Consider the following 21,462-nt stretch of genomic DNA (forward strand, 5'->3'; position numbering starts at 1 on the left):
CCCATGCTTGCAGAAAACCATGCCGCAAACGACGGCTTGTTGAGTGTCCATTTTCCAAAGCGGCCGTCTCCTCCGCCTCCAGGAACTGTGTGCGATCCGGTCATGCGCATTGCGCATCTGGGTGCAGCGGATCTCGGCAGCGTGCGCACACGCAATTCTGTCGACATCCTCGTGCCGAAGGAAACCGCGAATCTGTTCACCACCCATCGCATGGAGGCCGCGCGAGACCGAACCGCTTACGTCCGCGCGCCGCTGGTCGCTGTTGTTCCGCCGGCGCTCCCTCATTCGCTTGCAGACAGACCCGGCTCCAACACGCTCATCCTCAGCATCGCAGAGCCCTTCTTCAGCGAGACGGCCCGTGCCGCGCTGGGCAGCGACGAGTTCAGCTTTGTCCAACCCCATGCGGCGACCGATTCGCTGATCCGCGAAGTCGCCGACGCTGTCGACCGGGAATTCCCGAGCCACCGACTGGCGGCCAGTTTCCTGAACGCATTGGCCGCCCTGCTGGCTGCCCACGTCGCCAGGAACTACGTGGCCGCGGGACCTGCGAAGGCCATGCCCACCGGCGGATTGGCGGCCCACAAGATGCGCTGCGTCCGCACCTTCGTTGCCGAGCATCTCGGCGAGACGATCCGCGTCGAACAGCTGGCCGCCGAAGTGAATCTGAGCCCCTTTCATTTCGCGCGGATGTTCAAGCAATCGACGGAACAGTCGCCGCACCTGTACATCCTTCTGCAGCGCATCCAACGCGCCAAGGAGCTCCTGGCCGGCACCGACTCGCCGATCATCGAAGTGGCCGCTGATGTGGGCTTTCGCACGCAAGGCCACTTCACCGGCGTCTTTCATCGATACACCGGGTTCACGCCGAAGGTATTCCGGACGAGCGCGCGCGAGGCCTCGAGCCGGCCCATTGATCCATCAGGAGGCCACCATGACCGATGAGACATCCATGCACAACGCCGTCGCGTTCGAGCTGCGGTTCCAGTCGCTGTACCAACTGGGCCGGGCGCTCTCGTTTCCCTGTGATTGCCATGGCCATGTCGACCTCGATCATTGCAGCGAACGCGCGAGGAACAACTACCTGTTCGCAAGGGCGATGATGGGGCGAGAGTACGAGTGGCCGCGGGTCACCCCCTGCCCGGGTACGTATGGCGCAGGCGATGACGACAGTGGCAAGGGCAGCGTGCCCTCGCCCTGACCGCCGGAGTTCGTCGAGTCGGCCGAAAGCTCGTGACGGCCTCGTTCGCAGTGTCCCGGCGGGGCTCATCGCGCGATGGGAGAGTACGGCCGACCTTCGCACTGGCAGTCGCGCAGGGCCTCCTTGGCGTGCAGGGCGACTAGCCCGTAGAAGGTCAAGTCGGGCCGAAGCGTCACTGGTACGAGCATGGGAACATCAATGTGAGCCCGATCGGGCGCTCCACCAAGGGTCAGTTTCATCAACGTATTCCAGGTCAGGTAGAGGCATTGCCCGCGCACGCGGCGCGCCTCACGGAGCCGAGCAGGTCGAAATCCAATTGGCCATTAGCAGGCCGAGTCCACAGTGGCCACGTCCTGCGCCCATGCCAACGCCGACAGGTGCGCGGCGTTCACCTTCTCCGCGCTCATGAAGAGCGACTCGGACAAATGCGCCGCCTCGCTGCCGTCGACCTCGCAGGCTTCAGCCAATGCAACGAGGGGGCCGTACACGCCCTCGCGCTTCAAAATCGCGAGCTGAACCGATTCGGAAAGCTGGACCTTTTCCAGGACCTCTTCCAGGGAGACGCCGAGCAAGCGATCGATGAGTGAAAACATGCCGGCTACGAAGAGGTTGTCGGCCTCGTCCCGCGGCACTATCCCCTGGCCCATCAGCTCGACAAACCGGCCGCGGATGATCGCTTTCTTCGTCATGAACGCCGCGCAGCCCTTGTTGCTCGTCGCCAGCAGCACCGAAAGCCATCTAAACAGCGGCGAATAGCCGAGCATGGCCACCGCGTGGCGCAGCGACTGGATCTGGACGCCGATTCCGATACCGGGCGAATTGATGTGGCGCAGCAGGCGGTAGGTCAGCGCGGCGTCATGCTTGAGGGCGGCTTCGATGGTGCGCAAGTCTTCATTGCGTCGGATCGTCTGCATCAGGCGGACGATCAGCATGGATTCCGGCTGCAGGCTAGCCCCCGCTTCCATTGTCGGGACGATCGCTTCCCTGCCCTGCACGAGAACATCCAGGCGGCGCGCGGCGCAAGCGTCGAAGTCCTGCCAGGTTGCCATGTGCGTGGCGATAGGCTGAATGATCGGCGTCCGTAGCGGCTGTTCGCGCCGGATGTTCGTGACGAGTTCGGGATGGCCGTCACCCACGTCCACGTAGGTGATGATGGAGCACAGCTCGAGGTCTTCAGGCAGCACCTCGGCGCCGCACAGCATGAAGCCATAACCCTGCGTGCGAAGGTGCAGCAGCGTCGACCGGATGTCCGCATCCATCAGGTCGTCGAGACCCATGCACAGGACGACGTTCTCCGGTGGCAAGGCCTGCAGCTCGTTCAGGAGCAGGCCCTCGACCGTCATGTCGAAGAAGAGGACAAGCCTGCCCAGGCGCCACCCGGTCTTGGGAGGATTGAGGTTCGTCGCGACGCAGGACAGGAGCGCTCGCAAGCGCTCGCAAGCGTGCGGCTCGTCGTGGGGCAATGCCGAGCGCCATGCCAGCTTGTAGCCCTTGACGCGCTTGTGCGCGTCCAGCAACAGGGCGTACGTCACGAAGCCGCCTGGTTCGACGTGCATGGCCTCGCTGACGGCCGGCTCGTTCGCCTCGACATCGCATGCTGCGGCCGCGCGCGGGCGGCTGAAAAAATTGAATCGCATTGTCTTGGTGTAAAGAACCCGTTCGATCTCCGGCGTTCCGATTGTTTGCAACCCGGCCTGCGCCGAACAGGGTCAGTCGGTGCTAGTTCGACCGGGCCAGTCCATCGGCTGCTCTCCGGTCCCCCGAACTGGACCGCCCGAATGCGTTGGAACTGACCCTGTGCAGCTGGTGCCTGGTCGGCAACACTGCCTTCCTTTGCGAATCGTTGCCGCGCGCTCCTGATTCGGCTTTGGAATATCGGAATGAAAACCCCTGAAGTGATGGACATGGCGATCGCCCGCCAATTGATAGAAGTCATGCTCGACCGGTGCAAGAGTGGCGATGCATTCGAATCGAATGTCACCGTTCAGGACCGGAGGGCGGTTCAGAAGAGCCTCGAGTCATCGAGGATGCTCATGGGCGTTGCGCATCAACTGATGGTCCAGCCCGAATCCTTGACGGCCAGGGATGGCGCAGAGCGTTTGAAGGCGTTGCTCGAGGAAATCAAGATGGCGGCACGCACGGCCTACCAGGCCGGACTACTTTTGACCGGAAGGGATTGAGTGCGATGAAGAATTCTGTCAACACGTCAACCGTGGCGGTTTCAACGATGCAACGGCTCGACGAGCAGACCCGTGCAGCGACTTCGTTTGCACGCGTGGAGGAAGCGATGCACTACGCAGCCAGCGAATTGAAAGCCGGCCGATGCGTCACGGTTTGGCCTATCGACGCAGCGGGCTTCAGGTTGGTCGCATGGGACTTCGAGAAACAGGTCGAAGACGAGCACTTCGCGCCCACCGCGCCACTCGGACTCGACTTTCCGGCCAAACGAGGGGCATCTTTCTGAAGCTGAGTGGCAACGGCCGAGGCACCTCCCTGTGCCTTGAATGGCGGCGCGCGTCGTCACCGGGCAGCTCAGGTTCGACCTGGGAAGTTCGAAGCCAGCTCGCGGCAAGTCGGACCGCCAACTCGGCCAGTCCCTGCGCGCGACCTCGATCCTTGGCGCCTGATCGAGGACCCAGCGATGCCCGAGGATCGCAAGAAAGCGTTGGTCGCTCTGCTCGCGAAGCATGCGATCCCGCTGATCGAGGACGACGCCTATGCCGAGCTCTTCTTCGGCGCGAAGAGGCCGCTGCCGGCCAAGGCCTTCGACAACGAGGGTCTGGTAATGAACTGCGGCTCCTTCTCGAGGTGTCTGGCGCCCGGCTACCGCGTCGGCTGGGTGGCCGGCGGACGCTTTTCAGCGAAGATCGAGCAGATGCTTCTTATGTACACGCTCTCGCCGGCCATCCCTGCGGAGGCCGCCATTGCGGCGTACCTTGACCAGGGCGGCTACGACCGGCACCTGCGGCGTATGCGCAAGGCGCTCGCCGGCTATCTGGCCGGGGCCGTTGAGACCGTGGAGATGCACGACACAGTGCGCGGCGAGTCGTCACGCGCTCGCCACCGGACGGCAATGAAGCAGAAACTTTCGTCGCCGCCGGCACCCTCGCAGACCACGCTCATGCGGACATAGCCAAACCTGTCCGACAGGCTCGGGGCATTTCGATCGAAAACGTTGGCGACATCACTTTTTGGAGTCGAAATGCGAGCTGACGGCCTGGGGGTAGTCACCTATACGTGCCATCATGAATCCCTGCACTGAAGTGAAATTAAAGTGAATTATCAAGAAAGTTATTGCGAGATGGACGCCTTCGACGTAAAGGTGTCGGAGGTCCTCGTTGCCACGCCGGACAGTTCGGACTATCTGATCGACTCGGCGGTGCCCGAAGTTTTGAAGGCGCTGCGCACAAGCTTGCACATGGACGTTGCCTTCGTCTCTGAATTTGTTGACGGTCAGCGCGTATACCGGCGTGTCGACGCCGACGACAAGGCTAAGGTGATCCGCGAAGGCGACGGCGACCCGCTGGAGCGCACTTACTGCAAGAAGGTCGTCGAAGGCCTTTTGCCTGGAATGCTTCACAACGCGGCGAGCCATCCTGCCGCTGCAGCACTGTCATTTCCGTTCCCAGTTGGGGCTTTCCTCAGCGCGCCGATCGTTCTCAACGATGGCAGCGTCTACGGCACCATGTGCTGTTTCAGTTTCGCTTCGAACGAGAACTTGACCGAGCGAGACCTTCAACGCCTGGAAATGGCCAGCAAGTTGATCGGCCGTCGGATCGACGAACTTCGAAAGCATGAGACTGATCGAGCTATACAGGAATGGAAGCTCGAGCCGATCGATGTACGGCATCACTAATCCGCCAGATGCGCGTCCACCTTGGACGGGACTTCGTCGATCGATGGAGGCTCCTCGAAGTCCGTCGACGCGAAATGAGAGGGGAAGTGGATCGAATGCTTATCCCGCCTGACCAGTCCCCCGTTCTCCAGTTCGCGCATTGTCTTGTTCACCTGCTCTCGGGACAGCCCGGAGTAGGACGCAATGACCGACTGAGTGATTCGCTTGTCGAATCCTCCCGCGCCGACTGGCGCGAGTTGGGCTAGCTCGTGAAGGATGCGCCTGATGAGGCGCTCCGAGGGCGACGCCGAGATCCGCCGGAGTTGCCCGCGCAGCGTGGAAATCCGCGTCACGGCGAGCTCGAGCAATCCCATGGCGACATCCGGATACTTGGCACACAAGCTCCGAAGCTTCGACACGGGTACGAGATACACGGAAGAAGGCAACGCCGCAATGAGCGTTGCCCCCGGTTGATAGCTGTCTCGTTGGAGGTTCGGGCTCAGGAAGAATCTGTCTTGCCCAATAAAGTCGGTGGTGACGCCTTCGCTGTCCGTACTGCCTTGCAGGACGACCCGTACGAGACCATTGGCCACGCAGTAGATGCAATCCGTCCACTCGTCCGCGCCTAGCACGACTGCATTGCGGCGGTAGGAACGCAGCTCGACGAACTGGATGAACTCCGCCCGTTCGGCTGCGGGAACGCTGGCGATGAGGGGATGGAGGTACATCGATATGTTCGGGTCAGGGGCATGCATTGTCGAGAGGCCTGACGCCGCCAAACAGCACCAGTTCATACAAATTCGACCGGGCCAGTCGCGGAAAGCGCGAGCAGGTTGAATCCAGGGCTGTGGGTCAGGGGCGGCTACAGCGCCCTGGTCACCGATGTCGGGCTTGGCTTGTCCACCGTGATTGAGATTCTGCAAAGCAGGCATGACCGACGCGCCGGTCTGCCGCTACGGCTCCACGGAGTTGTCGCGCTCAGCGTACATAGGGCTCAGTTCCTTCGGCGCAACTCGCGGGGCGGTCCGAAGCGACGCGGGCCGAAATGAAGGGCCTTGGTGGGACGCGCTCGAGCTCGCCCTGGAACAAGTTACCGAGTGGGCTTGTCTGGCGTTGCGAACCATCACTTTTGACACAGACAACAATTCGATCCCTGGGTGCGACGCCGGCCCGCTATCCGAAGCTCGTGGATCTGTAAGCGAAATCAGATGCAGAAGCTCAAGGCTCCTTCAATTGGCGCGACGCTGGGTGATCTGCCAATCGGACGAAACGATTCGTAGCCATTTCGAGTGCCTCGATAGAGCCACTTTCGATGTCATACACCCAAACATGTAGCGTAAGCGCACCCTGTGCGATCGCGAGGGCAACTGACGGGTGAGTCCGAAGGTTGTTCAACTGAGCGATAACGTTTGCCCGAACCATGCCATCGACACGTGACCGCTCGTCTTCGTGCGGCTGCGCCTCATTGATCATGCGTGCAGCATCGGCATAACGGAGCCAACTCTTTACGAATCCCAAGGACCTTCCGGGCGTTTCCAACGATGGAGCACGATCTCGAGCCCATCACCGGACACAAAGGAGCAGTGCCATGGAACAGGTTGTACGACTCGGAGTGGATCTGGCCAAGCGGGTGATCCAGGTTCACGGCGTGGGCCAGCGAGAACAGGTGGTGCTTCGCCGCGCCATCTCCAGCGAGCGGTTTGCCGAATTCATGGTGAAGATGACACCCTGCATCGTCGCAATGGAGGCGTGCAGCACTTCTCATAGCTGGGCGCGCAAGCTCCGCAGCTTGGGCCATACGGTCAAGCTGATCGCCCCGCAGTTCGTCGCGCCCTATCGCAAAGGGGCATCGGCGGCAAAAACGACGCGGCGGACGCAGAGGCGATCTGCGAAGCGGCCTCCAGGCCGTCGATGCGTTATGTGCCGATCAAGACGATCGAGCAGCAGGGCATCTCTACCCTGCATCGCATGCGCCAAGGCTGGGTCGAAGAGCGAACTGCGCTGGCGAACCGGCTGCGCGGGCTGCTGGCTGAATTCGACTTGCCACTGCCCGCTCGCATACGTGAACTCGCCAGGATCCCGCAGATTCTTGAGGACGCCGACAATCAGTTGCCCGGTGCTGCGCGGCTTGTACTGCATGAAGGGTGGGAACACTTCGTTCTACTGGGCGAGCGGATTTCGAAGGTCGAACGCCAGATCGAAAAACATGCCAGGAGTGATGAGCGGGCCAATCGAATCATGGCGGTGCCCGGCATCGGTCCACTCACTGCAAGCGCCGTGGTGGCCGCGGTGGGGGATGCGCACGAATTCAGAAACGCACGTCAGTTTGCAGCCTGGCTCGGACTGACACCGCGACAGAACAGCTCGGGCGGCAAGACCCAGTTGGGCGCCATCACCAAGCGCGGCGACATGTATATCCGCATGCTGCTGGTGCTAGGCGCGCGCAGCGCGTTGATGAGTGCCGCTCGACGCACAGATCGGATCTCGCGATGGCTGCTTGATCTGGAAGCCCGACTGGGCTGGCGCAAGGCGCTCGTGGCGCTCGCCAACAAGCACGCCCGCATCATCTGGACGATGCTCACCAGAAAGGTCGAATTCAATCCCAGCCATGTGCCGCCGTGCTTCGTGATGGCTGGTTCATAACGACTGGGCATTCAGGTCTTCAACAGAGGATTGCAGTCCGTAAATCGACGACAGGTTGGACCGGCGGCAGGTGAACTCGGAATATGCCAAGGAACGTGATCATCGCGATTCCGCTTTACGGATGGAGCCCTGCCGAGCGGTTGAGATATGGGCCGGAGCCCAAAGTGCTCACAGGCCGGTTGAAGGCACGCAGTCCCATCTCGATCGTCGTTCTGTCTGCGAATCCAAGACGAAGACCAACACTGATAGCCGCTTGACTACGAGGAAGGTCCTTGTAGGCAGGCATAGTGTCGAGGCAAGCACAGGTTGCGATGGCCTTCATGGCGCCGCAGTCGGAGTGGCCGCATATGACAATGTCGTTCACCTTCAGGGCAGACACCGCAAATTCGACTGTTGCCGACACACCTCCAGGCTCTGGACCGAAAGAAGGAACAATGTTTCCAGCGTTGCGAATCACAAAGAGGTCTCCCGGCTCCCTCTGCGTTACCAGCTCGGGCACCATCCGACTGTCCGAACACGAGATGAATAGCGCGCTTGGCGTCTGGCTCGTGGCCAACTCTCTGAACAGGTCTTTGCGGCTTGGAAATACATCCTTCTGAAATTTCACGAAGCCAGCAATGATTTCTTGCATTGTCATTTTCATCTCCACCCTGTCCGGGGATGCCCATAAACAATTTCTACCTCGTCGGCCCATGTCAACTGTTTATGAAGCGTGGATGCCAATTCTGGAAAGTTCGATGTACGTCATGGTTCGGGACCTGGTTCGGAGCCGCAGCAACAGATGAGCCCCGAATAAAACCAATGAGAGTACTGATCGCGACTCTTACATGCGCATTAGTGCTATAGTACGTCTTGTTGCAGTCGCCGCGATTTTCGCAGATAGCTGCAACGCCCTGCTTAAAGGCGGCAATGCCCCATGCAGGACGCGTTTTGCGACCCTGTCGCCCTGTTGGTCTGTAGAGCTGCAGCCAATCGAGTCCCTTGATGCTCAGCGCAGGTTGATCCAAGCCTGCGATCCTGATTGAATTAGATTCCACCCATCTCCATTTCCATGGGCAAGTTCGTCGTTTCGCCCGCGACACACCAGACCGACTGTGGGCGCTTTCGTGCCTCCTTCTCGGTCCATCGTTCCCAGGGTAACGGCAGCTACTGCCGAGTATTCCGTTTCGATAAAGCCTTTGCCTCGCGCGAAGCCGCCCGGCTTTTTGCAGTCACCCAGGGCTGGCTGCAAACGTGCATGCCGCACCCCCCTGCGTGCTGATGATCTGCTGCCGCAGATCCAATTCATGTGTTCTTTACCCTCATTCAGAAAGGCTCTTCCATGAGCAGAAAAATCTACGTGGGCAACCTGCCCTATTCCGTGACTGATTCCAACCTCGAAAGCAACTTTGCCGAGTTTGGCGGCGTCTCCTCGGCCAAGGTCATGACGGACCGTGAAACCGGCCGGTCCAAGGGCTTCGGCTTTGTGGAAATGGCTTCCGCCGAAGTCGCCCAAGCCGCCATCACCGGCCTCAACGGCACGTCCGTCGATGGACGCTCGATTGTCGTGAACCTGGCCCGCCCCCGCGAAGAGGGTAGCGACTCGGGTGGCTACAGTGCGGCTGGCTACAGTGCAGGCAAACGCTCGGACGTTGGCTATGGCACTGGTGGCTACGGCGGCGGTCGCTACTGAGCCGCGTAACTTCCTCTGGAAATCCGGCTCTCCCGAGCCGGATTTTTTTTGTCCCGTCGCAGGGTGACCCGCGAACTTTTGGATCCATCCTGGCCGGGATGCGGCCTATAACGCGGTACGCGACGGAAGAGGCAGTGTCGGTTTCGCTCGTTGGCGTCGACGGCTGCGCCGCTGAGCATCGCGTAGCTGGATCTGGCGTCGCAGATTTCTTTTCCCGAGACCATGAGGCCGTGTCTGCCGCGCAGATTCGGCATCAAGAACATTCGCCCGTTCGGCTCAAGTGTTCCTGCCGGCAGCTTGTTGCGCTGCCCCATCGACGGACCCGGCCAAGCCTGCGTCCTGGCCCAGCAGCATCAGCGCGGCCCGGTGCGCGGATCGCGCCCCGGCGCGGATTTCGTCCACCAGTTCGCGCAGCCGCCGGGCGTGATGCTCGGGCGACCGGTAGACGGGTTCGGTCATGAGGAGCTGCGTCACCGTCAGCAGCCTGGCGGCGGACGTGAGGCAGAAATGAATGGCTGCGCGCTCCTGGGATGCCTTGTTGGCCTCCTCGACCCTGCGGAGGACGACCTGCTGTGCTGGCGGAGGCAGTTCGCCCAGGTTGGTGGGGCCGGACCAGGGCGCAAATTCATGGTCGCCGTAGCGGGCGGCCAGGATCAGTTCGATCGAGTGGAGTGCCCGTTCGAGCTCGAGCATTTCGGTTGTTTTCATCTGACGTATGACTGCCCGCGGCGGCGTGGCGGCTAGATGCCGCGCGAGTGTGTCGCCGCCTCGGGTCAGGCCTTCGATTCTCGGCAATCGAGCGCCCGGCGAACATGATCAGTTTCGCGCAATTCGACCGAGCCAGATGGGCAAGGTGTTGTTCGATGGCGCGCGGCGCGGGCGCTGGGAAGCGCTCGTCGGCATGTGAACGATCGCGTACAGCCAGATCGCGTCGAGCGCGAAGAAGGTTGCCGCGGTGATCAGGTAGGCGATGGCGCTGTGTCGAATGGTCATGGAACCAAGATCGCCGGGCACGCCCATCTACTCCGATCTATACGAAATGCAGTGATCGAAAAACGCTTCGAGCTCACTCGACTTGTCGAAGACCGCGTCGGCACCCAGAGCAAGACATCGTCGACGCATTTCACTGGTAGGGTAGTTGGTCAGTACCACCACGTGCTGCTGGGGAGACCGGCTTTGGCAGGCCCGCAAAACGGTCAGGCCAGAACCCTCTTTAAGGAAAAGGTCGACCACGGCGAGATCCCACTCGCGGCCAAGGTCCTCCAAGGCGGCAAGCGCTTCGGACGCCGTCTGGGCGACGGCTATCACCTCAATATCTGCGAGCTCCGCCATCGCCGGGATCAGGTTCTCGCGAATGGTCTTGCTGTCCTCAACGAGGATGGTGGTGAGTGGCATCGTGCACACGCCTTTCGCGTCCGTTCAATACTGCTCACATACGAAAATCCGGCTCGGGGGGTCGCCGCCGGCCGGTGAGATTTACGCTTTTATTTGGCGCGGACGATGTCAGACGGCAGCCCGACATCCGGCACGGCGCGGCGTGGCACAAGGATGGAATGGCAGGCCAACCGATGAACTGGCTGGCGGCGGGAGTCCGGCTGCGAGGGATGCCTGCGATCCGACCGTCAATTCAGGTGGCGCGGTTCTTGACCTCGGCTTCCAACGTCTTGGTGACGTCTTGCAAGAGTTCGACGGACTTGTCCAATTGTTCCTGCAGCTGATCAGCCTGCGCGAGTGCTTGGTCCACCTCTTCATTCCGCGCCTCCGCGGGCACCTGCACGTCGAGCACCGTATGCACGACCGCGAGATCATCGGCCGCTTCCCGGACCGCCTCGGCGGCCTGATTGCTCTTGTCCAAGGCATCCACCAGGGGCGGAGGCTCTGCTTGCATTGATCGGCCGGACATATCCAATTCTTTTGTAAGGAAGGCCATGGTAGTCAAGGCATCGGTCTGCGGCAAGCTCCAGTCTGTGTCTCTGCGGCGGACGGCCTCAATGCTGCGGCGCGAGCGTGTCGTCGACCTCGGCATCGCTGGGTTCCATCTCGCCGCCAACAGGCTTGTCGCCCTGCGCGTCGGCCAGGGCCGGCAGCACCTCGGCGCCGATCTCCTCGAGCACCTCGGACGCCGGCCGCGCGCCGTACTTGAGGTTGAGGATGACGTGGTTGACGCCGATGACGCGCAGCGAGTCGAGAAAGCGCAGCAGGAAGTGCCGCCCCGTCCTGAACCCGAGATGAATGGGCGTCGGCTGCAAGTGCGGATCGTGAGCGAGGTCGACGTAGAGCGATTGCACGAACGGCTTGAAGGCGCCCGGCCTGGCGGCATGGACCTCGCCGCGCCAGCGCGTCACCGTTTCGGCCTGGCGGTCGATGCCGCGGGGATAGGTGATCCAGCCGTCGGCATGCCCGGCGATCCACGGCAGTGGCTGCCCACTGTTTCCGGTGACGAGCATCGGCAGGCGCCCGAGCGGCTTGGGCACGAGGTCGGCGTTGGCGGTGAGCACGCCGGCCGTCGACTTCAACATCGGGTACTCGCGCTCCAGCACGCGGCGGATCACCTCGAAGTATTCGCGGAACAGGGTGGCGCGCCGTTCGATGTCGACGCCGAAGGCCGGGAACTCCACCGGTCGGTCGCCCGACGCCACACCCAGCAACAGCCGGCCGCCCGACAGCCGGTCGACCGAGGCAGCCGCCTTGGCAACATGCAGAGGGTGCCGTAGCGGCAGCACGATGGAGCCCGTGGCCAGCGCGATCGTTTGCGTGTGTGCCGCTATCCAGCCGAGGTACACCCAGGGATCGTAGATCTGACCGAGGTCGCCGAAGCTCGGATCGCGCAGCGGCACGTCGCGCACCCACAGGGCCGCGTAGCCGAGCGCCTGAGCGCGCTGCGCAAGCCGCTCCTGGTCGTGCATCGACGCCTCATCGCCCGTGTAGGCCTCGATAGGGAAGAAGGCGCCGACCGTGAGGCGGCCCACGCGGAACATGCGACTGAAGCCTGGCGCTTCGTCGACCGTGGCCATCGGATTGACTTTCAGCATGCGTTCTCCTGTTCGATGTCGCAAGGGTACGCAGCCGGCCGGCGCCGGTATTCCCGATTGCTGCGAAAACTGCCCAAGGACGGCGACATGTGCGGGCAGTCGCAACCTGAGGGGTCAGTTCGCGTAACTGTTGTGCGCATCCGAACACGTGGGTGCCTAATGCAGGCGACGCTTTGCGCAAATGGAAGCCCCGTTGGCGAACCCACTTCCGTGAATTCATGAACCTCTACGAACGCTATGCGAACGAAATTGCCGAGCTGATCCGCTCCGGAATGCTGCGCCCGGGCGATCGACTTCCCTCGGTGCGGGCGGCGAGCGCGGCCCGCGGCCTCAGCCGCACGACCATATTTGAAGCCTACTATCTGCTCGAAACGCGCGGCTTGGTCGAGGCGCGCTCCCGCTCCGGCTACTACGTGAAAGGAGACCTTGCCCCGGCGGAAATAACGGCGCCCGACGATTCGAGGCCCAATGGACGAGCCAGGACGGTGGACATAGGCCAACTGATCTTCGAGTTGCTGGGTTCACTGAACCGCCGCGAGTTCGTACCGCTCGGCTCGGCGTTCCCGAGCCCGTCGCTGTTCCCGCTCACGCGACTGGCGCGGCATCTCGGGAGCGAAATGCGTGACTTCGATCCGTGGCGCCTGGTCGAGGACCTCGCGCCGGGCAACGAGGCGCTGCGCCGTCACATCGTATTGCGCTACGCGATGGACGGAATGGTCATCGCTCCCACCGAAGTCGTGCTGACCAATGGCGCGATGGAAGGGCTCAACCTGAGCCTGCAGGCGGTCACGAGGCCAGGGAACGTGGTGGTGGTGGAGTCTCCGACGTTTTACGCCGCGCTGCAGGCGCTCGATCGACTGCAACTGCGCGCGCTCGAGGTCGCGACCTCGCCGGCTTGCGGCATCGACATTGACGCCCTGGCCGCAGCGCTGAAACGTCATCGCGTCGCGGCCTGTTGGCTCATGCCGCACTTCCAGAACCCCCTGGGCAGCTCGATGCCCGATGACCGTAAGAAGGCGCTCGTTGCACTGCTCGCAGAGCATGAGATTCCGCTGATCGAAGACGACGTGTATGCGGAGCTTTACTTCGGCGCAAAGAAGCCGCTGCCGGCCAAGGCCCTGGACGCCAAGGGCCTCGTGATCCATTGCGGCTCCTTCTCCAAGTGCCTGGCGCCCGGCTACCGCGTCGGCTGGGTTTCGGGCGGGCGATTCGCCGCGAAGATTGAGCAGATGCGCCTCATGTACACACTCTCGCCGGCGATTCCTTCGGAGGCGGCCATCGCCGCCTACCTTGACCGTGGCGGCTATGACCGACACCTGCGGCGCTTGCGCGCAGCGCTGGCCCGCTATTTGGCTATCGCCATGGAGGCGGTGCAGACCCACTTTCCCGCCGGAACGCGCATGTCAGCACCGCAGGGTGGCTATTTTCTCTGGCTCGAATTGCCCGAGAGCGTGGACACGACCAAACTGCACGCGCTGGCGCGTGAGCGCGGCATCAGCCTGGCACCGGGGCCGCTGTTCTCCACCGACAGGCGCTCCATGCATTGCCTGCGCCTGAACTATGGCCATTGTGGCGATCGGCGCTTTGCGGCGGCGATGCAAACTGTCGGCCAACTCGCGGCAGCCCTCATGCAAGGGTGACGGGGCGCAGTTCAAAGCCCCGCCAGTCCGGTCGTCCAAAACTTCGATGCTCGCGGGCTCAGCGTTCAAGCTCGACGGGCCCAGTCAAGCCGCACTCCGCACCTCGCCAGCAGCCATGCAGGCGCATCCTGCAGTGCTTGAGGTCGCAGAAAAGCGATCCGTTGCCTCATGGCAGACCGAGGTGGCGAATGGGGCAGTCAAAGAACGGAATGGACCGCAATGATGCTGAAAGAATGCCGCTTCGGTCAACGCGAGCCCCAAGGGCTGCATGTTCTCGATTGCCGATGTAGACGTCACCCTCGGCATCTCCGGGAATCGAGACCTGCTGTTGGCGGCCCTGGTGAACTTGCTTCACAACGCATTCAAGTTCACGCATAAGCACACAGAGGTCTCGCTAAGCGCCTATGCCGAGGGCGACCATGTTCTGCTGGACGTGGAGGACAACTGCGGAGGTCTTCCACCAGGAACGACCACGTCCATCTTTCAGCCGCTTGTGCAGGTTGGTGACAACAGGAGCGGATTGGGCCTCGGCCTATCCATCGCGCGGCGGAACGTAGAGGCCGATGGGGGGGTGTTGACCGGCAGGGATCTGCCGAGCACGGGGTGCATCTTCACCATATCCCCACGGAGCAGTTCTAGGACAGGCTGTCGCGACGCAGCTCTCCTCCGGAGCGCAAGCGGCGCTTCAAAGCTCGATAAAGACACGAACGGGCCCATTGCGCCTGTGTATAGATCACGGCCTGAACGTCCACTGGCGCCGCGAAGGCGCAGTGCTTGGCATCGAGGTGGAGGGCAGCAATGGGCCCATCCGATGCCATCTGCAGCCTGTGTTCCAAACACCCTGTCAAGAACAACTCCCATTCCTCAATCGACGGCGGCGATCGGCGACACCCCCACTGAAATCATGTTGCGGCGCTGCGCCGAACGCAGTAGAAGTACCTCATTGCTCTAAGGGGACAAAGACATGTTGGCAGCTGAGTGTGCATGGGCAGTGTTGCGTGTCGAGCACGCGCGCTTGCGTGAATTGCTCAACCTCGTCGACGACGCCCTGAACGACGGAGCTTGGGCCTGCAGCGGCCCTCAAGCGGAGGCGCTTTCCGCGCTTATCGAACGCTTGCAAGCATTCGACCACACCACGCATCGGCCCAAAGGCGTCGTTCTGGTGCAAACGCTGCGCGGCAGATCGGTGCAGGCCGACGACCTGCTGATCCGCCTCGAATCCACACGCGATTGCTGCGATGACCTGCTTCTGCAGGCCAAGACGAGATTGAAGGCCGCGGCCTCCGGCCCGGCCGGCGTAGGTGACGGCGTTGAAGCGCTGCTGCATGAGCACCGCCGATTGATGCTCGTCCATTTAGACGAAGAAGACTCTCTGCTGCATTCGCAGACAGCGACGCATCTGACGCGCGAGGAATGGGCCGCGGTGGCATCCTCGATCTCGGTGGCTATGGGGCAGGCCAAGGCTTGATCGCAGGTGCTGGTGCCGGTCCCTCGCGTATTTGCGAACCACCCGCTCGCTATGGCCTAGCCCAGAGAACCCGCTGCTCAAATTCTGCATGAGCGCGCGCGACGCTTGCTCTGAGCCTGAACCAGCAGTCAGTGCTCCTCGACGAGGTCCAGGCAAATGGCCGCCGCGGTCCCCGCCGCCTCGCCCATGACAGCGCAGGTGGCCATCACCCGCGTAGCGCCAAGCCTGCATGACTCGCACTGATGTTGCGGCCAGCAAAGAGCAGATTGTCGTGCTTGCCATTCGCACCGATGCCATCGGCATCGAGCCTCCTGCGTGCGGGGAATCCCACGCAGGTCCACGCGTGTGACAACGGGAACGCCGCTCGGCTCGCGTTAGGGCCCGGTGCCCTCGTGCGATCCGCGGTCAGACCTTTCCTGCTCTCCGGATGCGCAGGACATCTGGCGCGCCAATCCGCTCGGCTGAGCCTAACGCCAGCTCTCGTCCACGCAAGCCTTGGGCGCCTCGCCGCGCTCCTGCGCCAGGCTGGGGTAGTCCGTGTAGCCCTTCTGGCCGCCGCCGTAGTACGTGGAGCTGTCGTCCGCATTCAAAGGCGCGTGCGCGCGCAGCCGTGCCGGAAGGTCCGGGTTGGCGATGAACTTGCGGCCGATGGCAATGAGGTCGGCCCGGCCCTCCCTCAACCATTGTTCGGCCGTCTCGGCGTCGAAGCCGCCGGCGAGCATGAGCGGGCCGCTCCAGGCCTCGCGAATGCGCTGCAGCATCTGCATGGCCGCCGCACCGGGAGGTGTCTTGCTCTCCAGCGCGGCCATGGCCGGGTTGACGACGTGCAGGTAGGCCAGCTTGCGGGCGTTCAGCTCGCGCGTGGCATAGGTGAAGGTGGTCAGGGGATCGTCGTCGCGGATGTCGTTTGCCGTTGCCATCGGCGACAGGCGCACCCCGACCGCGTCGGCGTCCCAGATTTGCGTTACCGCGTCGACGACTTCCAGCAGCAGGCGCGCGCGGTTCTCGACCGGACCGCCGTACGCGTCGGTCCGGCGGTTGGTGCCGCTGCACAGGAACTGGTCGAGCAGGTAGCCGTTGGCACCGTGGACCTCCACGCCGTCGAAACCGGCCTTGATCGCGTTGCGCGCCGCGCGCTCGTACTGGCCCACGAGGTAAGGCATTTCCTCGAGCTGCAGCGCTCGCGGCGTCACGAAGGGCGCCAGCTCGCCTTCGCCCTTGTCGTTCTCGATGAAGGCCATCCCCTCCGGCCGGATCGGCGAGGGCGCGACCGGTGGCATGCAGTCGGGTTGCAGCGAGGGATGGGAGATCCGGCCCACATGCCACATCTGCAGGACGATGCGTCCGCCGGCTTCGTGCACCGCATCGGTGACCAGGCGCCACCCCTCTACCTGCTCGCGGCTGTGGATGCCCGGAGTCCAGGCGTACCCCTGGCCCTGCATCGAGATCTGCGTCGCCTCGGAAATGAGCAGCGCGGCCGAGGCGCGCTGCTGGTAGTAGCAGGCGTTCAGCGCCCACGGCACGTTCCCCGGTTGACGTGCACGCGACCGGGTCAGCGGTGCCATGACGATGCGGTGCGGCAACTGGAAGCGACCGGCTCTGATGGGCTGGAACAACAGCCGCTGCTCCGCGTCCTGGGACTCGGCGGCCTGGTTTGTCGCGGCGGGCGACTCGATGGTGGCGGACATAAAGAACTCCTTCTTCCGGGCAGGACGCCGCAGTGTCGACCCTGGGCCGGCGGCGAAACCGGACGCCGCCTGTCCAGGCTCCAAATGTCAGCCGGCCGCCGCCATGGACAGCAGGAAACCGAAATAAATGTGTGCGGCGCGCGGCTAACTTCGGTCCATGAACAAATTCACTGCTCCCATCAACGAGCGCGACCATCTGCGCGGTGCACCGGACGCACCGGTGGTGCTGGTCGAATACGGCGACTTCGAGTGCCCGTACTGCGGTGCGGTCTACGGAGTCGTGAAGAAGCTGGAGCAGGACCTGCCGGACACGCTGGCCGTCGTGTTCCGCCAGTTCCCGCTGGTCAACGTGCACCCGCACGCGCAGCTCGCGGCCGAGGCCGCGGAAGCGGCGGGGGCCCAGGGCCGGTTCTGGAAGATGCACGACCTGCTCTTCGAGCACCAGGACGCACTGGCGCCCGCCGACCTGATGAAGTACGCCGCCGCCCTGCACCTGGACCTGAAGCGGTTCGCCAGCGACCTCTCCGGCCACGTGTTCCTGTCCAAGGTCCAGGACGACATGAAGGGCGGGCTGCAAAGCGGCGTCAAGGGAACGCCGACCTTCTTCATCAACGGCGTGCTCCACCGGGGCGGGTACGACCAGGCTTCCCTGCTCGCCTCGATCATGCTGGTCGGGGCGGGAGCCTCCTGAGGTTCGCCCCCATGGCGCGCCAATGGGATGCCAGGGGCTGGACGTCGGCGCAGGCCTGCGACCTGATGGACCAACCGAGCGGGTGCACCGCCAGTTCTTCCGTCCCGCGGCGGTGCAGCAGGCCCAGGTGGTCTGGGAGCCGCCGGTTCACCTGTTCGAAAACGAGCACGGGCTCATCTTTGTTCGGTCGCCATGTCGGGCGTGAGCGCCGAACGCATCCAGGTGATTGGCGAGCCTGGCGCCATCGTCGTGCGCGGAACGCGCCCGGGGCCGCTGGTGCCGAGCCTGTCGATGCGGCGGCTGGAGATCCCGTACGGCATCTTCGAGCGGCGCATTCTCCTGCCCTCCTCCGGCATGGAGCTCGAGCCGCCCGAAGTGGAGAAAGCCTTCCTGATCGTGCGCCTGCGCAAGGTGGGAGGAACATGAGCGAAGCGCCGCGCCCTGCATGCCCTCCACCTTGCCTCGGCAAGACGGGGCCTGCACTGGCGCCCTACGCCCAGGGCCGGGCTCCAGGCCTAGGATGACCTATGAAGGACCTGCGATATTTCGACCCTCACCGGCGCGCGACGTGGCTGGAGCTGTTCTTCGACCTGATCTTCGTCGTTGCCATTGGCGACGCCGGCGAGATTCTGAGCGAAGCGCATGAGGGCCACATCGGGGCGCATCAGATCCTGCGCTTCGTGCTGGTGTTCCTGCCGCTGTGGTGGATCTGGGCGGGCCACACGATCTACGCCAATCGCTTTGACACCGACAGCCGCCAGCACAGGCTGTCCACCCTGCTGATCATGTTCCTGCTGATCGTGATCTCGGCGCAGATCTCGGCCGGCCTCCAGGAACACTACGCGCTGGCCGTAGCCTGTTACTGCGGGGCGAGGCTGATCATCGCCGTGATGTACTTCGTCTCCAGGCGCAAGCACCACGACCGTGGTGGCTTCGCGTCGACGGTGGGCACCGTGTTCGCCGTCGGCGCCGCGATCAGCCTTTCCTCGGTCATGCTGAAGCCACCGTGGCGCTACCTGGTCTTCTATGCCGGGATCGTGTTCGACATGGCGGCCCTGGTGCTGCTGAGCCGGAGGTTGCATGTCGTGCCGGCGCACGGGGCACACCTGGTCGAACGAGTGGGTTGCCTGACCATCATCCTGCTGGGCGAATCGGTGATCAGCATCTCCGCGGCGCTGGCGGACATCACCTGGATCCGATCCAACGTCATCGCCGCAGTCAGCGGATTCGTCATGGTGTCGGCCATCTGGTGGATCTACTACGACAGCTTCCACTTGCTTGAACACCGCAAGTTGGCGACCGGGCACTCGATCCTCTATTCGCACTTCTTCCTGTTCATCGGCCTGGCGATCCTGGCCTCGCTGATCCGGCATGCGATCCTGGACGATCTCGACCCAGGTGACTTCCGTCAGCTGGCCGCGGTCGGTACGGTGCTGTTCTTCCTGGGCAAGCAATACGGCTACTACATGGAGGTGCCCGAACTGCGGCCTTACCTGCTGTCCAACACCGCGGCCGTGTTCGCCCTGACGGCACTCGTGCTGATGTTGCCGCTCGGGCTCGGCGCCATGCTGGTGGGCCTCACGGCGACCATGATCTGCTACGTGCTGCTCAACCTGCGCTACCGCCATCTAGTGCACGCCAGGCAGGCGGCGGCCTGAGCCACCGCTGCCCGCGCAGCTCGAGGGAGGAGAAGCAGACTTGGCTGGCCGTATTTGTGCTGATTTTGTACTGGTTGCACAGCATCGCTGCAGCGGGCCCTCAAGCGTCCCGGTGTCCGGCCGAAGCGTCGCCGCAGGATCTCGACAGCGTCTGGGGGTTAGTGCATTTCGCCCCTGCATTGCTCCCGATCCCGGCCGACGATCTCATCTAATGGGCCCCGCTCGACGCCTCTCGCGCGTTCAACCGGAATACCTTCGGCGTGAACCCGGTGTAGCGATGAAAGTCGCCGGTGAAGTGGCCTTGGGTGTACGGCATGCTCCGAAGTGGCTATTCGTTGCACATCGAAACGCCCTTCGGCGTGCGTGCTTGCCAAAGTCGGTCTCCGCACCAGCGCGTGGTCGTTCTGACCAACTATCCCACGCCCCAGATGCGCCGTCGGTGTCTTGATTTGGACGCGGATACGGTCTTCGACAAATCTGGCGAGTTGGAGGCGTTCTTCGACTACTGCAATGCGACGCCACGAGCCGGATGACTTGCCGGCACGCGGGCGCTGGGCGCCGGGTCGGGCGCTCCGGACCTGCAGAGGTTGTCGTATCGACGCAAAGGTCGGCTTCGGGGCAAATTGGACCAAGTCTGCGAATGGCGGGTTGCTCCGGTCGACAAGCCCACGCAGATGTCTGCAACGGGCACGAACCGGTAGATCCGCCCTGCCCTCCTCATAGACTGCTCTCGCTGCAGAACGGCATTTCCCCTTCGGCCTTTGGACGGCAATTCCGGGCCGCCCACTGCTGACTTACGAGACGTCGCGATGAATGTCAGAAATGTGCACGGCAGCAGACGACAGACTTTGCAAGCAGTCTTGAGACTTGGGCTCCGTTCGGAACGTCGGCGGGCGCTCCCCGATAGCCGTGGAATACGACCCTCATATCGGCGAGATCGAAATCTCTCGCCTGCTGGAACTTGGAAACGACGAATGGCGCGCGGTTCGCGAGGAACGATTCAAGAGGCTGAGTCCCGCGATGCCATCGTGCTGTCCTAGATGGCTATCTTGTCCGGAAGAAGTCTGTCGTACTCCTTCTTGACCACCGCATAGCACTCGCAGGAGCGCCGCTCCAGACCTTGACGGTCCAGGACCGAGATGTGCCCACGCGCATAGCTGATCAGCCCGGCCCTCTGCAGCTTGAGTGCGCCTTCGGTGACGCCTTCGCGGCGCACACCGAGCATGTTGGCGATCAGTTCCTGCGTCATCACAAGTTCATTGCTGCCCTGCAGCCGGTCCAGGCTCAGCAGCAGCCAGCGACACAGTTGCTGATCCAGCGAGTGGTGCCGGTTGCAGACCGCCGTTTGCGCCATTTGGGTGATTAGCGCCTGGGTGTAGCGCAAGAGAAGGTGAAGAACCGGGGCCCGTTTGAACTCATCCTTGATCGCCTGTGCCTTGAGCCGGAAGCCATGGCCTGCGCTCTGCACAACGGCACGACTGGGCGTCGACTCTCCGCCCATGAACAGCGAGATTCCGACGATGCCTTCATTGCCGACCACGGCGATCTCCGCGGAGGCTCCGTTCTCCATGACGTACAGCAAGGAGACAATGGCAGATGTCGGAAAGTAGACGTGGCTCAGCGTGGTACCCGATTCGTACAGCACCTGGCCCAGCGGCATCTCGACCGCTTGGAGCTGAGGTAGCCAGCGCTGCCATTCGGCGTCGGGCAGTGCGCCCAACAGGTGATTCTTTCTCGGTTCAGGTCGAAGGGCCATCGCTTCCTCCGAAATATGAGCTACGGGGATGACCTTGGGCTTGCTCGCGCGCCCCCCTCTTTCCAGTATATGCACTTGAACCGAAATCCGTGTCCGCTACCGCACAAGCCTTATGGGCAGGCGGATCCTGACCGCTCGTCCGCCCAGGCCGGCCCACGCTGGCACAACCACGCGCGCCGAC

At 62.9% G+C, this 21,462-nt stretch carries 26 protein-coding genes and 1 pseudogene; 15 read left to right on the plus strand and 12 right to left on the minus strand.

From position 1 onward, the window contains the following. The first annotated feature begins 102 nt into the window (after positions 1-102). Together QTH97_RS31850 and QTH97_RS31855 are read left to right on the plus strand one after the other, a co-directional pair. On the plus strand, positions 103-942 hold the full coding sequence (locus tag QTH97_RS31850) for a helix-turn-helix transcriptional regulator (protein WP_286572595.1): 840 nt from the start codon (positions 103-105) through the stop codon (positions 940-942). Beyond that, a complete protein-coding gene (locus tag QTH97_RS31855) occupies positions 932-1,198 on the plus strand; it encodes a hypothetical protein (RefSeq protein ID WP_286572596.1) in 267 nt (88 codons plus the stop codon). The genes QTH97_RS31850 and QTH97_RS31855 overlap by 11 nt, the downstream gene beginning before the upstream one ends. 323 nt (positions 1,199-1,521) lie before the next feature. On the opposite strand, the gene QTH97_RS31860 is transcribed toward QTH97_RS31855, so the two are convergent. Beyond that, positions 1,522-2,754 (minus strand): EAL and HDOD domain-containing protein, encoded by a 1,233-nt coding sequence (locus tag QTH97_RS31860; RefSeq protein ID WP_286572597.1) that lies wholly within the window; start codon positions 2,752-2,754, stop codon positions 1,522-1,524. Between the two features lie 324 nt (positions 2,755-3,078). Here QTH97_RS31860 and QTH97_RS31865 point away from each other — a divergent pair, with 324 nt between their 5' ends. From QTH97_RS31865 to QTH97_RS31880, 4 genes are all read left to right on the plus strand, one after another. After that, positions 3,079-3,378, plus strand: a complete 300-nt coding sequence (locus tag QTH97_RS31865) for a hypothetical protein (protein WP_286572598.1) — start codon at positions 3,079-3,081, stop codon at positions 3,376-3,378. Positions 3,379-3,383: 5 nt separating this feature from the next. Further along, the gene (locus QTH97_RS31870) at positions 3,384-3,662 is read left to right on the plus strand and encodes a hypothetical protein (protein WP_286572599.1); all 279 of its coding nucleotides are present in this window, start codon (positions 3,384-3,386) and stop codon (positions 3,660-3,662) included. 177 nt (positions 3,663-3,839) lie between these two features. Continuing rightward, positions 3,840-4,331, plus strand: coding sequence for an aminotransferase class I/II-fold pyridoxal phosphate-dependent enzyme (locus QTH97_RS31875; protein WP_444813502.1), 492 nt, complete (start codon positions 3,840-3,842; stop codon positions 4,329-4,331). A 168-nt stretch (positions 4,332-4,499) separates the two neighbouring features. Next, positions 4,500-5,054 (plus strand): GAF domain-containing protein, encoded by a 555-nt coding sequence (locus QTH97_RS31880; RefSeq protein WP_286572600.1) that lies wholly within the window; start codon positions 4,500-4,502, stop codon positions 5,052-5,054. Here the strand turns inward: QTH97_RS31880 and QTH97_RS31885 are convergent. Continuing rightward, positions 5,051-5,761 carry a Crp/Fnr family transcriptional regulator gene (locus QTH97_RS31885; protein ID WP_286572601.1) on the minus strand — a complete coding sequence of 237 codons (711 nt, stop codon included), beginning with the start codon at positions 5,759-5,761 and terminating at the stop codon, positions 5,051-5,053. The genes QTH97_RS31880 and QTH97_RS31885 overlap by 4 nt on opposite strands. Before the next feature lie 490 nt (positions 5,762-6,251). Next, entirely contained in the window at positions 6,252-6,572 is a 321-nt protein-coding gene (locus QTH97_RS31890; protein ID WP_286572602.1) for a carbonic anhydrase, read from the minus strand. 49 nt (positions 6,573-6,621) lie between these two features. Here QTH97_RS31890 and QTH97_RS31895 point away from each other — a divergent pair. Then, a pseudogene (locus QTH97_RS31895) lies at positions 6,622-7,676 on the plus strand (IS110 family RNA-guided transposase). Between the two features lie 115 nt (positions 7,677-7,791). On the opposite strand, the gene QTH97_RS31900 reads toward QTH97_RS31895, so the two are convergent. Then, the gene (locus QTH97_RS31900) at positions 7,792-8,307 is read right to left on the minus strand and encodes a carbonic anhydrase (RefSeq protein WP_286572638.1); all 516 of its coding nucleotides are present in this window, start codon (positions 8,305-8,307) and stop codon (positions 7,792-7,794) included. A gap of 420 nt (positions 8,308-8,727) precedes the next feature. Between QTH97_RS31900 and QTH97_RS31905 the strand changes: the two genes are divergently transcribed. Beyond that, positions 8,728-8,937, plus strand: a complete 210-nt coding sequence (locus QTH97_RS31905) for a hypothetical protein (protein ID WP_286572603.1) — start codon at positions 8,728-8,730, stop codon at positions 8,935-8,937. A 60-nt stretch (positions 8,938-8,997) separates the two neighbouring features. Beyond that, positions 8,998-9,348: an RNA-binding regulator gene (rbp, locus tag QTH97_RS31910; RefSeq protein WP_286572604.1), complete on the plus strand. Its 351-nt coding sequence runs from the start codon at positions 8,998-9,000 to the stop codon at positions 9,346-9,348. 276 nt (positions 9,349-9,624) lie between these two features. Here rbp and QTH97_RS31915 read toward each other — a convergent pair whose 3' ends face one another. The 5 genes from QTH97_RS31915 to QTH97_RS31935 all read right to left on the minus strand — a co-directional run bounded on the left by QTH97_RS31915 (position 9,625) and on the right by QTH97_RS31935 (position 12,380). Then, positions 9,625-10,056 (minus strand): hypothetical protein, encoded by a 432-nt coding sequence (locus tag QTH97_RS31915; RefSeq protein ID WP_286572605.1) that lies wholly within the window; start codon positions 10,054-10,056, stop codon positions 9,625-9,627. A 108-nt stretch (positions 10,057-10,164) separates the two neighbouring features. Continuing rightward, positions 10,165-10,341, minus strand: a complete 177-nt coding sequence (locus QTH97_RS31920) for a hypothetical protein (RefSeq protein WP_286572606.1) — start codon at positions 10,339-10,341, stop codon at positions 10,165-10,167. 27 nt (positions 10,342-10,368) lie between these two features. Next, entirely contained in the window at positions 10,369-10,743 is a 375-nt protein-coding gene (locus QTH97_RS31925; RefSeq protein WP_286572607.1) for a response regulator, read from the minus strand. Between the two features lie 232 nt (positions 10,744-10,975). Beyond that, on the minus strand, positions 10,976-11,203 hold the full coding sequence (locus QTH97_RS31930) for a hypothetical protein (RefSeq protein WP_286572608.1): 228 nt from the start codon (positions 11,201-11,203) through the stop codon (positions 10,976-10,978). A 133-nt stretch (positions 11,204-11,336) separates the two neighbouring features. Further along, a complete protein-coding gene (locus QTH97_RS31935) occupies positions 11,337-12,380 on the minus strand; it encodes an LLM class oxidoreductase (RefSeq protein WP_286572609.1) in 1,044 nt (347 codons plus the stop codon). Between the two features lie 218 nt (positions 12,381-12,598). On the opposite strand from QTH97_RS31935, the gene QTH97_RS31940 reads away from it, so the two are divergent. The 3 genes from QTH97_RS31940 to QTH97_RS31950 all read left to right on the plus strand — a co-directional run bounded on the left by QTH97_RS31940 (position 12,599) and on the right by QTH97_RS31950 (position 15,488). Continuing rightward, positions 12,599-14,020 carry an aminotransferase-like domain-containing protein gene (locus QTH97_RS31940; RefSeq protein ID WP_286572610.1) on the plus strand — a complete coding sequence of 474 codons (1,422 nt, stop codon included), beginning with the start codon at positions 12,599-12,601 and terminating at the stop codon, positions 14,018-14,020. Between the two features lie 268 nt (positions 14,021-14,288). Continuing rightward, on the plus strand, positions 14,289-14,972 hold the full coding sequence (locus QTH97_RS31945) for a sensor histidine kinase (protein WP_286572611.1): 684 nt from the start codon (positions 14,289-14,291) through the stop codon (positions 14,970-14,972). A 12-nt stretch (positions 14,973-14,984) separates the two neighbouring features. Continuing rightward, positions 14,985-15,488 carry a hemerythrin domain-containing protein gene (locus QTH97_RS31950; protein ID WP_286572612.1) on the plus strand — a complete coding sequence of 168 codons (504 nt, stop codon included), beginning with the start codon at positions 14,985-14,987 and terminating at the stop codon, positions 15,486-15,488. Between the two features lie 128 nt (positions 15,489-15,616). Here the strand turns inward: QTH97_RS31950 and QTH97_RS37095 are convergent, their stop codons facing one another. Then, positions 15,617-15,829, minus strand: coding sequence for an FAD-dependent oxidoreductase (locus QTH97_RS37095; protein WP_353655686.1), 213 nt, complete (start codon positions 15,827-15,829; stop codon positions 15,617-15,619). A gap of 126 nt (positions 15,830-15,955) precedes the next feature. After that, positions 15,956-17,176: an alkene reductase gene (locus QTH97_RS31955; protein ID WP_286572613.1), complete on the minus strand. Its 1,221-nt coding sequence runs from the start codon at positions 17,174-17,176 to the stop codon at positions 15,956-15,958. A 157-nt stretch (positions 17,177-17,333) separates the two neighbouring features. Here QTH97_RS31955 and QTH97_RS31960 point away from each other — a divergent pair, with 157 nt between their 5' ends. The 3 genes from QTH97_RS31960 to QTH97_RS31970 all read left to right on the plus strand — a co-directional run bounded on the left by QTH97_RS31960 (position 17,334) and on the right by QTH97_RS31970 (position 19,525). After that, entirely contained in the window at positions 17,334-17,867 is a 534-nt protein-coding gene (locus QTH97_RS31960; RefSeq protein WP_286572614.1) for a DsbA family protein, read from the plus strand. Between the two features lie 201 nt (positions 17,868-18,068). Next, a complete protein-coding gene (locus tag QTH97_RS31965) occupies positions 18,069-18,293 on the plus strand; it encodes an Hsp20/alpha crystallin family protein (protein ID WP_286572615.1) in 225 nt (74 codons plus the stop codon). Positions 18,294-18,394: 101 nt separating this feature from the next. After that, positions 18,395-19,525 (plus strand): low temperature requirement protein A, encoded by a 1,131-nt coding sequence (locus QTH97_RS31970; RefSeq protein ID WP_286572616.1) that lies wholly within the window; start codon positions 18,395-18,397, stop codon positions 19,523-19,525. Positions 19,526-20,561: 1,036 nt separating this feature from the next. Here QTH97_RS31970 and QTH97_RS31975 read toward each other — a convergent pair. Then, positions 20,562-21,281, minus strand: a complete 720-nt coding sequence (locus QTH97_RS31975; RefSeq protein WP_286572639.1) for a Crp/Fnr family transcriptional regulator — start codon at positions 21,279-21,281, stop codon at positions 20,562-20,564. Positions 21,282-21,462 lie beyond the last annotated feature (181 nt).

This window comes from Variovorax gracilis (assembly GCF_030317115.1).
GTDB classification, from domain to species: domain Bacteria; phylum Pseudomonadota; class Gammaproteobacteria; order Burkholderiales; family Burkholderiaceae_C; genus Variovorax; species Variovorax gracilis.

What these genes read in the sequence shown, in the direction of transcription:
- QTH97_RS31915 (WP_286572605.1), bottom strand. Translation starts at nt 10,056, where the DNA reads ATGAAAACAACCGAAATGCTCGAGCTCGAACGGGCACTCCACTCGATC.
- QTH97_RS31925 (WP_286572607.1), bottom strand. Translation starts at nt 10,743, where the DNA reads ATGCCACTCACCACCATCCTCGTTGAGGACAGCAAGACCATTCGCGAG.
- QTH97_RS31960 (WP_286572614.1), top strand. Translation starts at nt 17,334, where the DNA reads ATGAACAAATTCACTGCTCCCATCAACGAGCGCGACCATCTGCGCGGT.
- QTH97_RS31935 (WP_286572609.1), bottom strand. Translation starts at nt 12,380, where the DNA reads ATGCTGAAAGTCAATCCGATGGCCACGGTCGACGAAGCGCCAGGCTTC.
- rbp (WP_286572604.1), top strand. Translation starts at nt 8,998, where the DNA reads ATGAGCAGAAAAATCTACGTGGGCAACCTGCCCTATTCCGTGACTGAT.
- QTH97_RS31900 (WP_286572638.1), bottom strand. Translation starts at nt 8,307, where the DNA reads ATGCAAGAAATCATTGCTGGCTTCGTGAAATTTCAGAAGGATGTATTT.
- QTH97_RS31920 (WP_286572606.1), bottom strand. Translation starts at nt 10,341, where the DNA reads ATGACCATTCGACACAGCGCCATCGCCTACCTGATCACCGCGGCAACC.
- QTH97_RS31855 (WP_286572596.1), top strand. Translation starts at nt 932, where the DNA reads ATGACCGATGAGACATCCATGCACAACGCCGTCGCGTTCGAGCTGCGG.
- QTH97_RS31955 (WP_286572613.1), bottom strand. Translation starts at nt 17,176, where the DNA reads ATGTCCGCCACCATCGAGTCGCCCGCCGCGACAAACCAGGCCGCCGAG.
- QTH97_RS31975 (WP_286572639.1), bottom strand. Translation starts at nt 21,281, where the DNA reads ATGGCCCTTCGACCTGAACCGAGAAAGAATCACCTGTTGGGCGCACTG.
- QTH97_RS31950 (WP_286572612.1), top strand. Translation starts at nt 14,985, where the DNA reads ATGTTGGCAGCTGAGTGTGCATGGGCAGTGTTGCGTGTCGAGCACGCG.
- QTH97_RS31870 (WP_286572599.1), top strand. Translation starts at nt 3,384, where the DNA reads ATGAAGAATTCTGTCAACACGTCAACCGTGGCGGTTTCAACGATGCAA.
- QTH97_RS31875 (WP_444813502.1), top strand. Translation starts at nt 3,840, where the DNA reads ATGCCCGAGGATCGCAAGAAAGCGTTGGTCGCTCTGCTCGCGAAGCAT.
- QTH97_RS31880 (WP_286572600.1), top strand. Translation starts at nt 4,500, where the DNA reads ATGGACGCCTTCGACGTAAAGGTGTCGGAGGTCCTCGTTGCCACGCCG.
- QTH97_RS31970 (WP_286572616.1), top strand. Translation starts at nt 18,395, where the DNA reads ATGAAGGACCTGCGATATTTCGACCCTCACCGGCGCGCGACGTGGCTG.
- QTH97_RS31860 (WP_286572597.1), bottom strand. Translation starts at nt 2,754, where the DNA reads ATGCACGTCGAACCAGGCGGCTTCGTGACGTACGCCCTGTTGCTGGAC.
- QTH97_RS31940 (WP_286572610.1), top strand. Translation starts at nt 12,599, where the DNA reads ATGAACCTCTACGAACGCTATGCGAACGAAATTGCCGAGCTGATCCGC.
- QTH97_RS31850 (WP_286572595.1), top strand. Translation starts at nt 103, where the DNA reads ATGCGCATTGCGCATCTGGGTGCAGCGGATCTCGGCAGCGTGCGCACA.
- QTH97_RS31945 (WP_286572611.1), top strand. Translation starts at nt 14,289, where the DNA reads ATGTTCTCGATTGCCGATGTAGACGTCACCCTCGGCATCTCCGGGAAT.
- QTH97_RS31885 (WP_286572601.1), bottom strand. Translation starts at nt 5,761, where the DNA reads ATGTACCTCCATCCCCTCATCGCCAGCGTTCCCGCAGCCGAACGGGCG.
- QTH97_RS31865 (WP_286572598.1), top strand. Translation starts at nt 3,079, where the DNA reads ATGAAAACCCCTGAAGTGATGGACATGGCGATCGCCCGCCAATTGATA.
- QTH97_RS31905 (WP_286572603.1), top strand. Translation starts at nt 8,728, where the DNA reads ATGGGCAAGTTCGTCGTTTCGCCCGCGACACACCAGACCGACTGTGGG.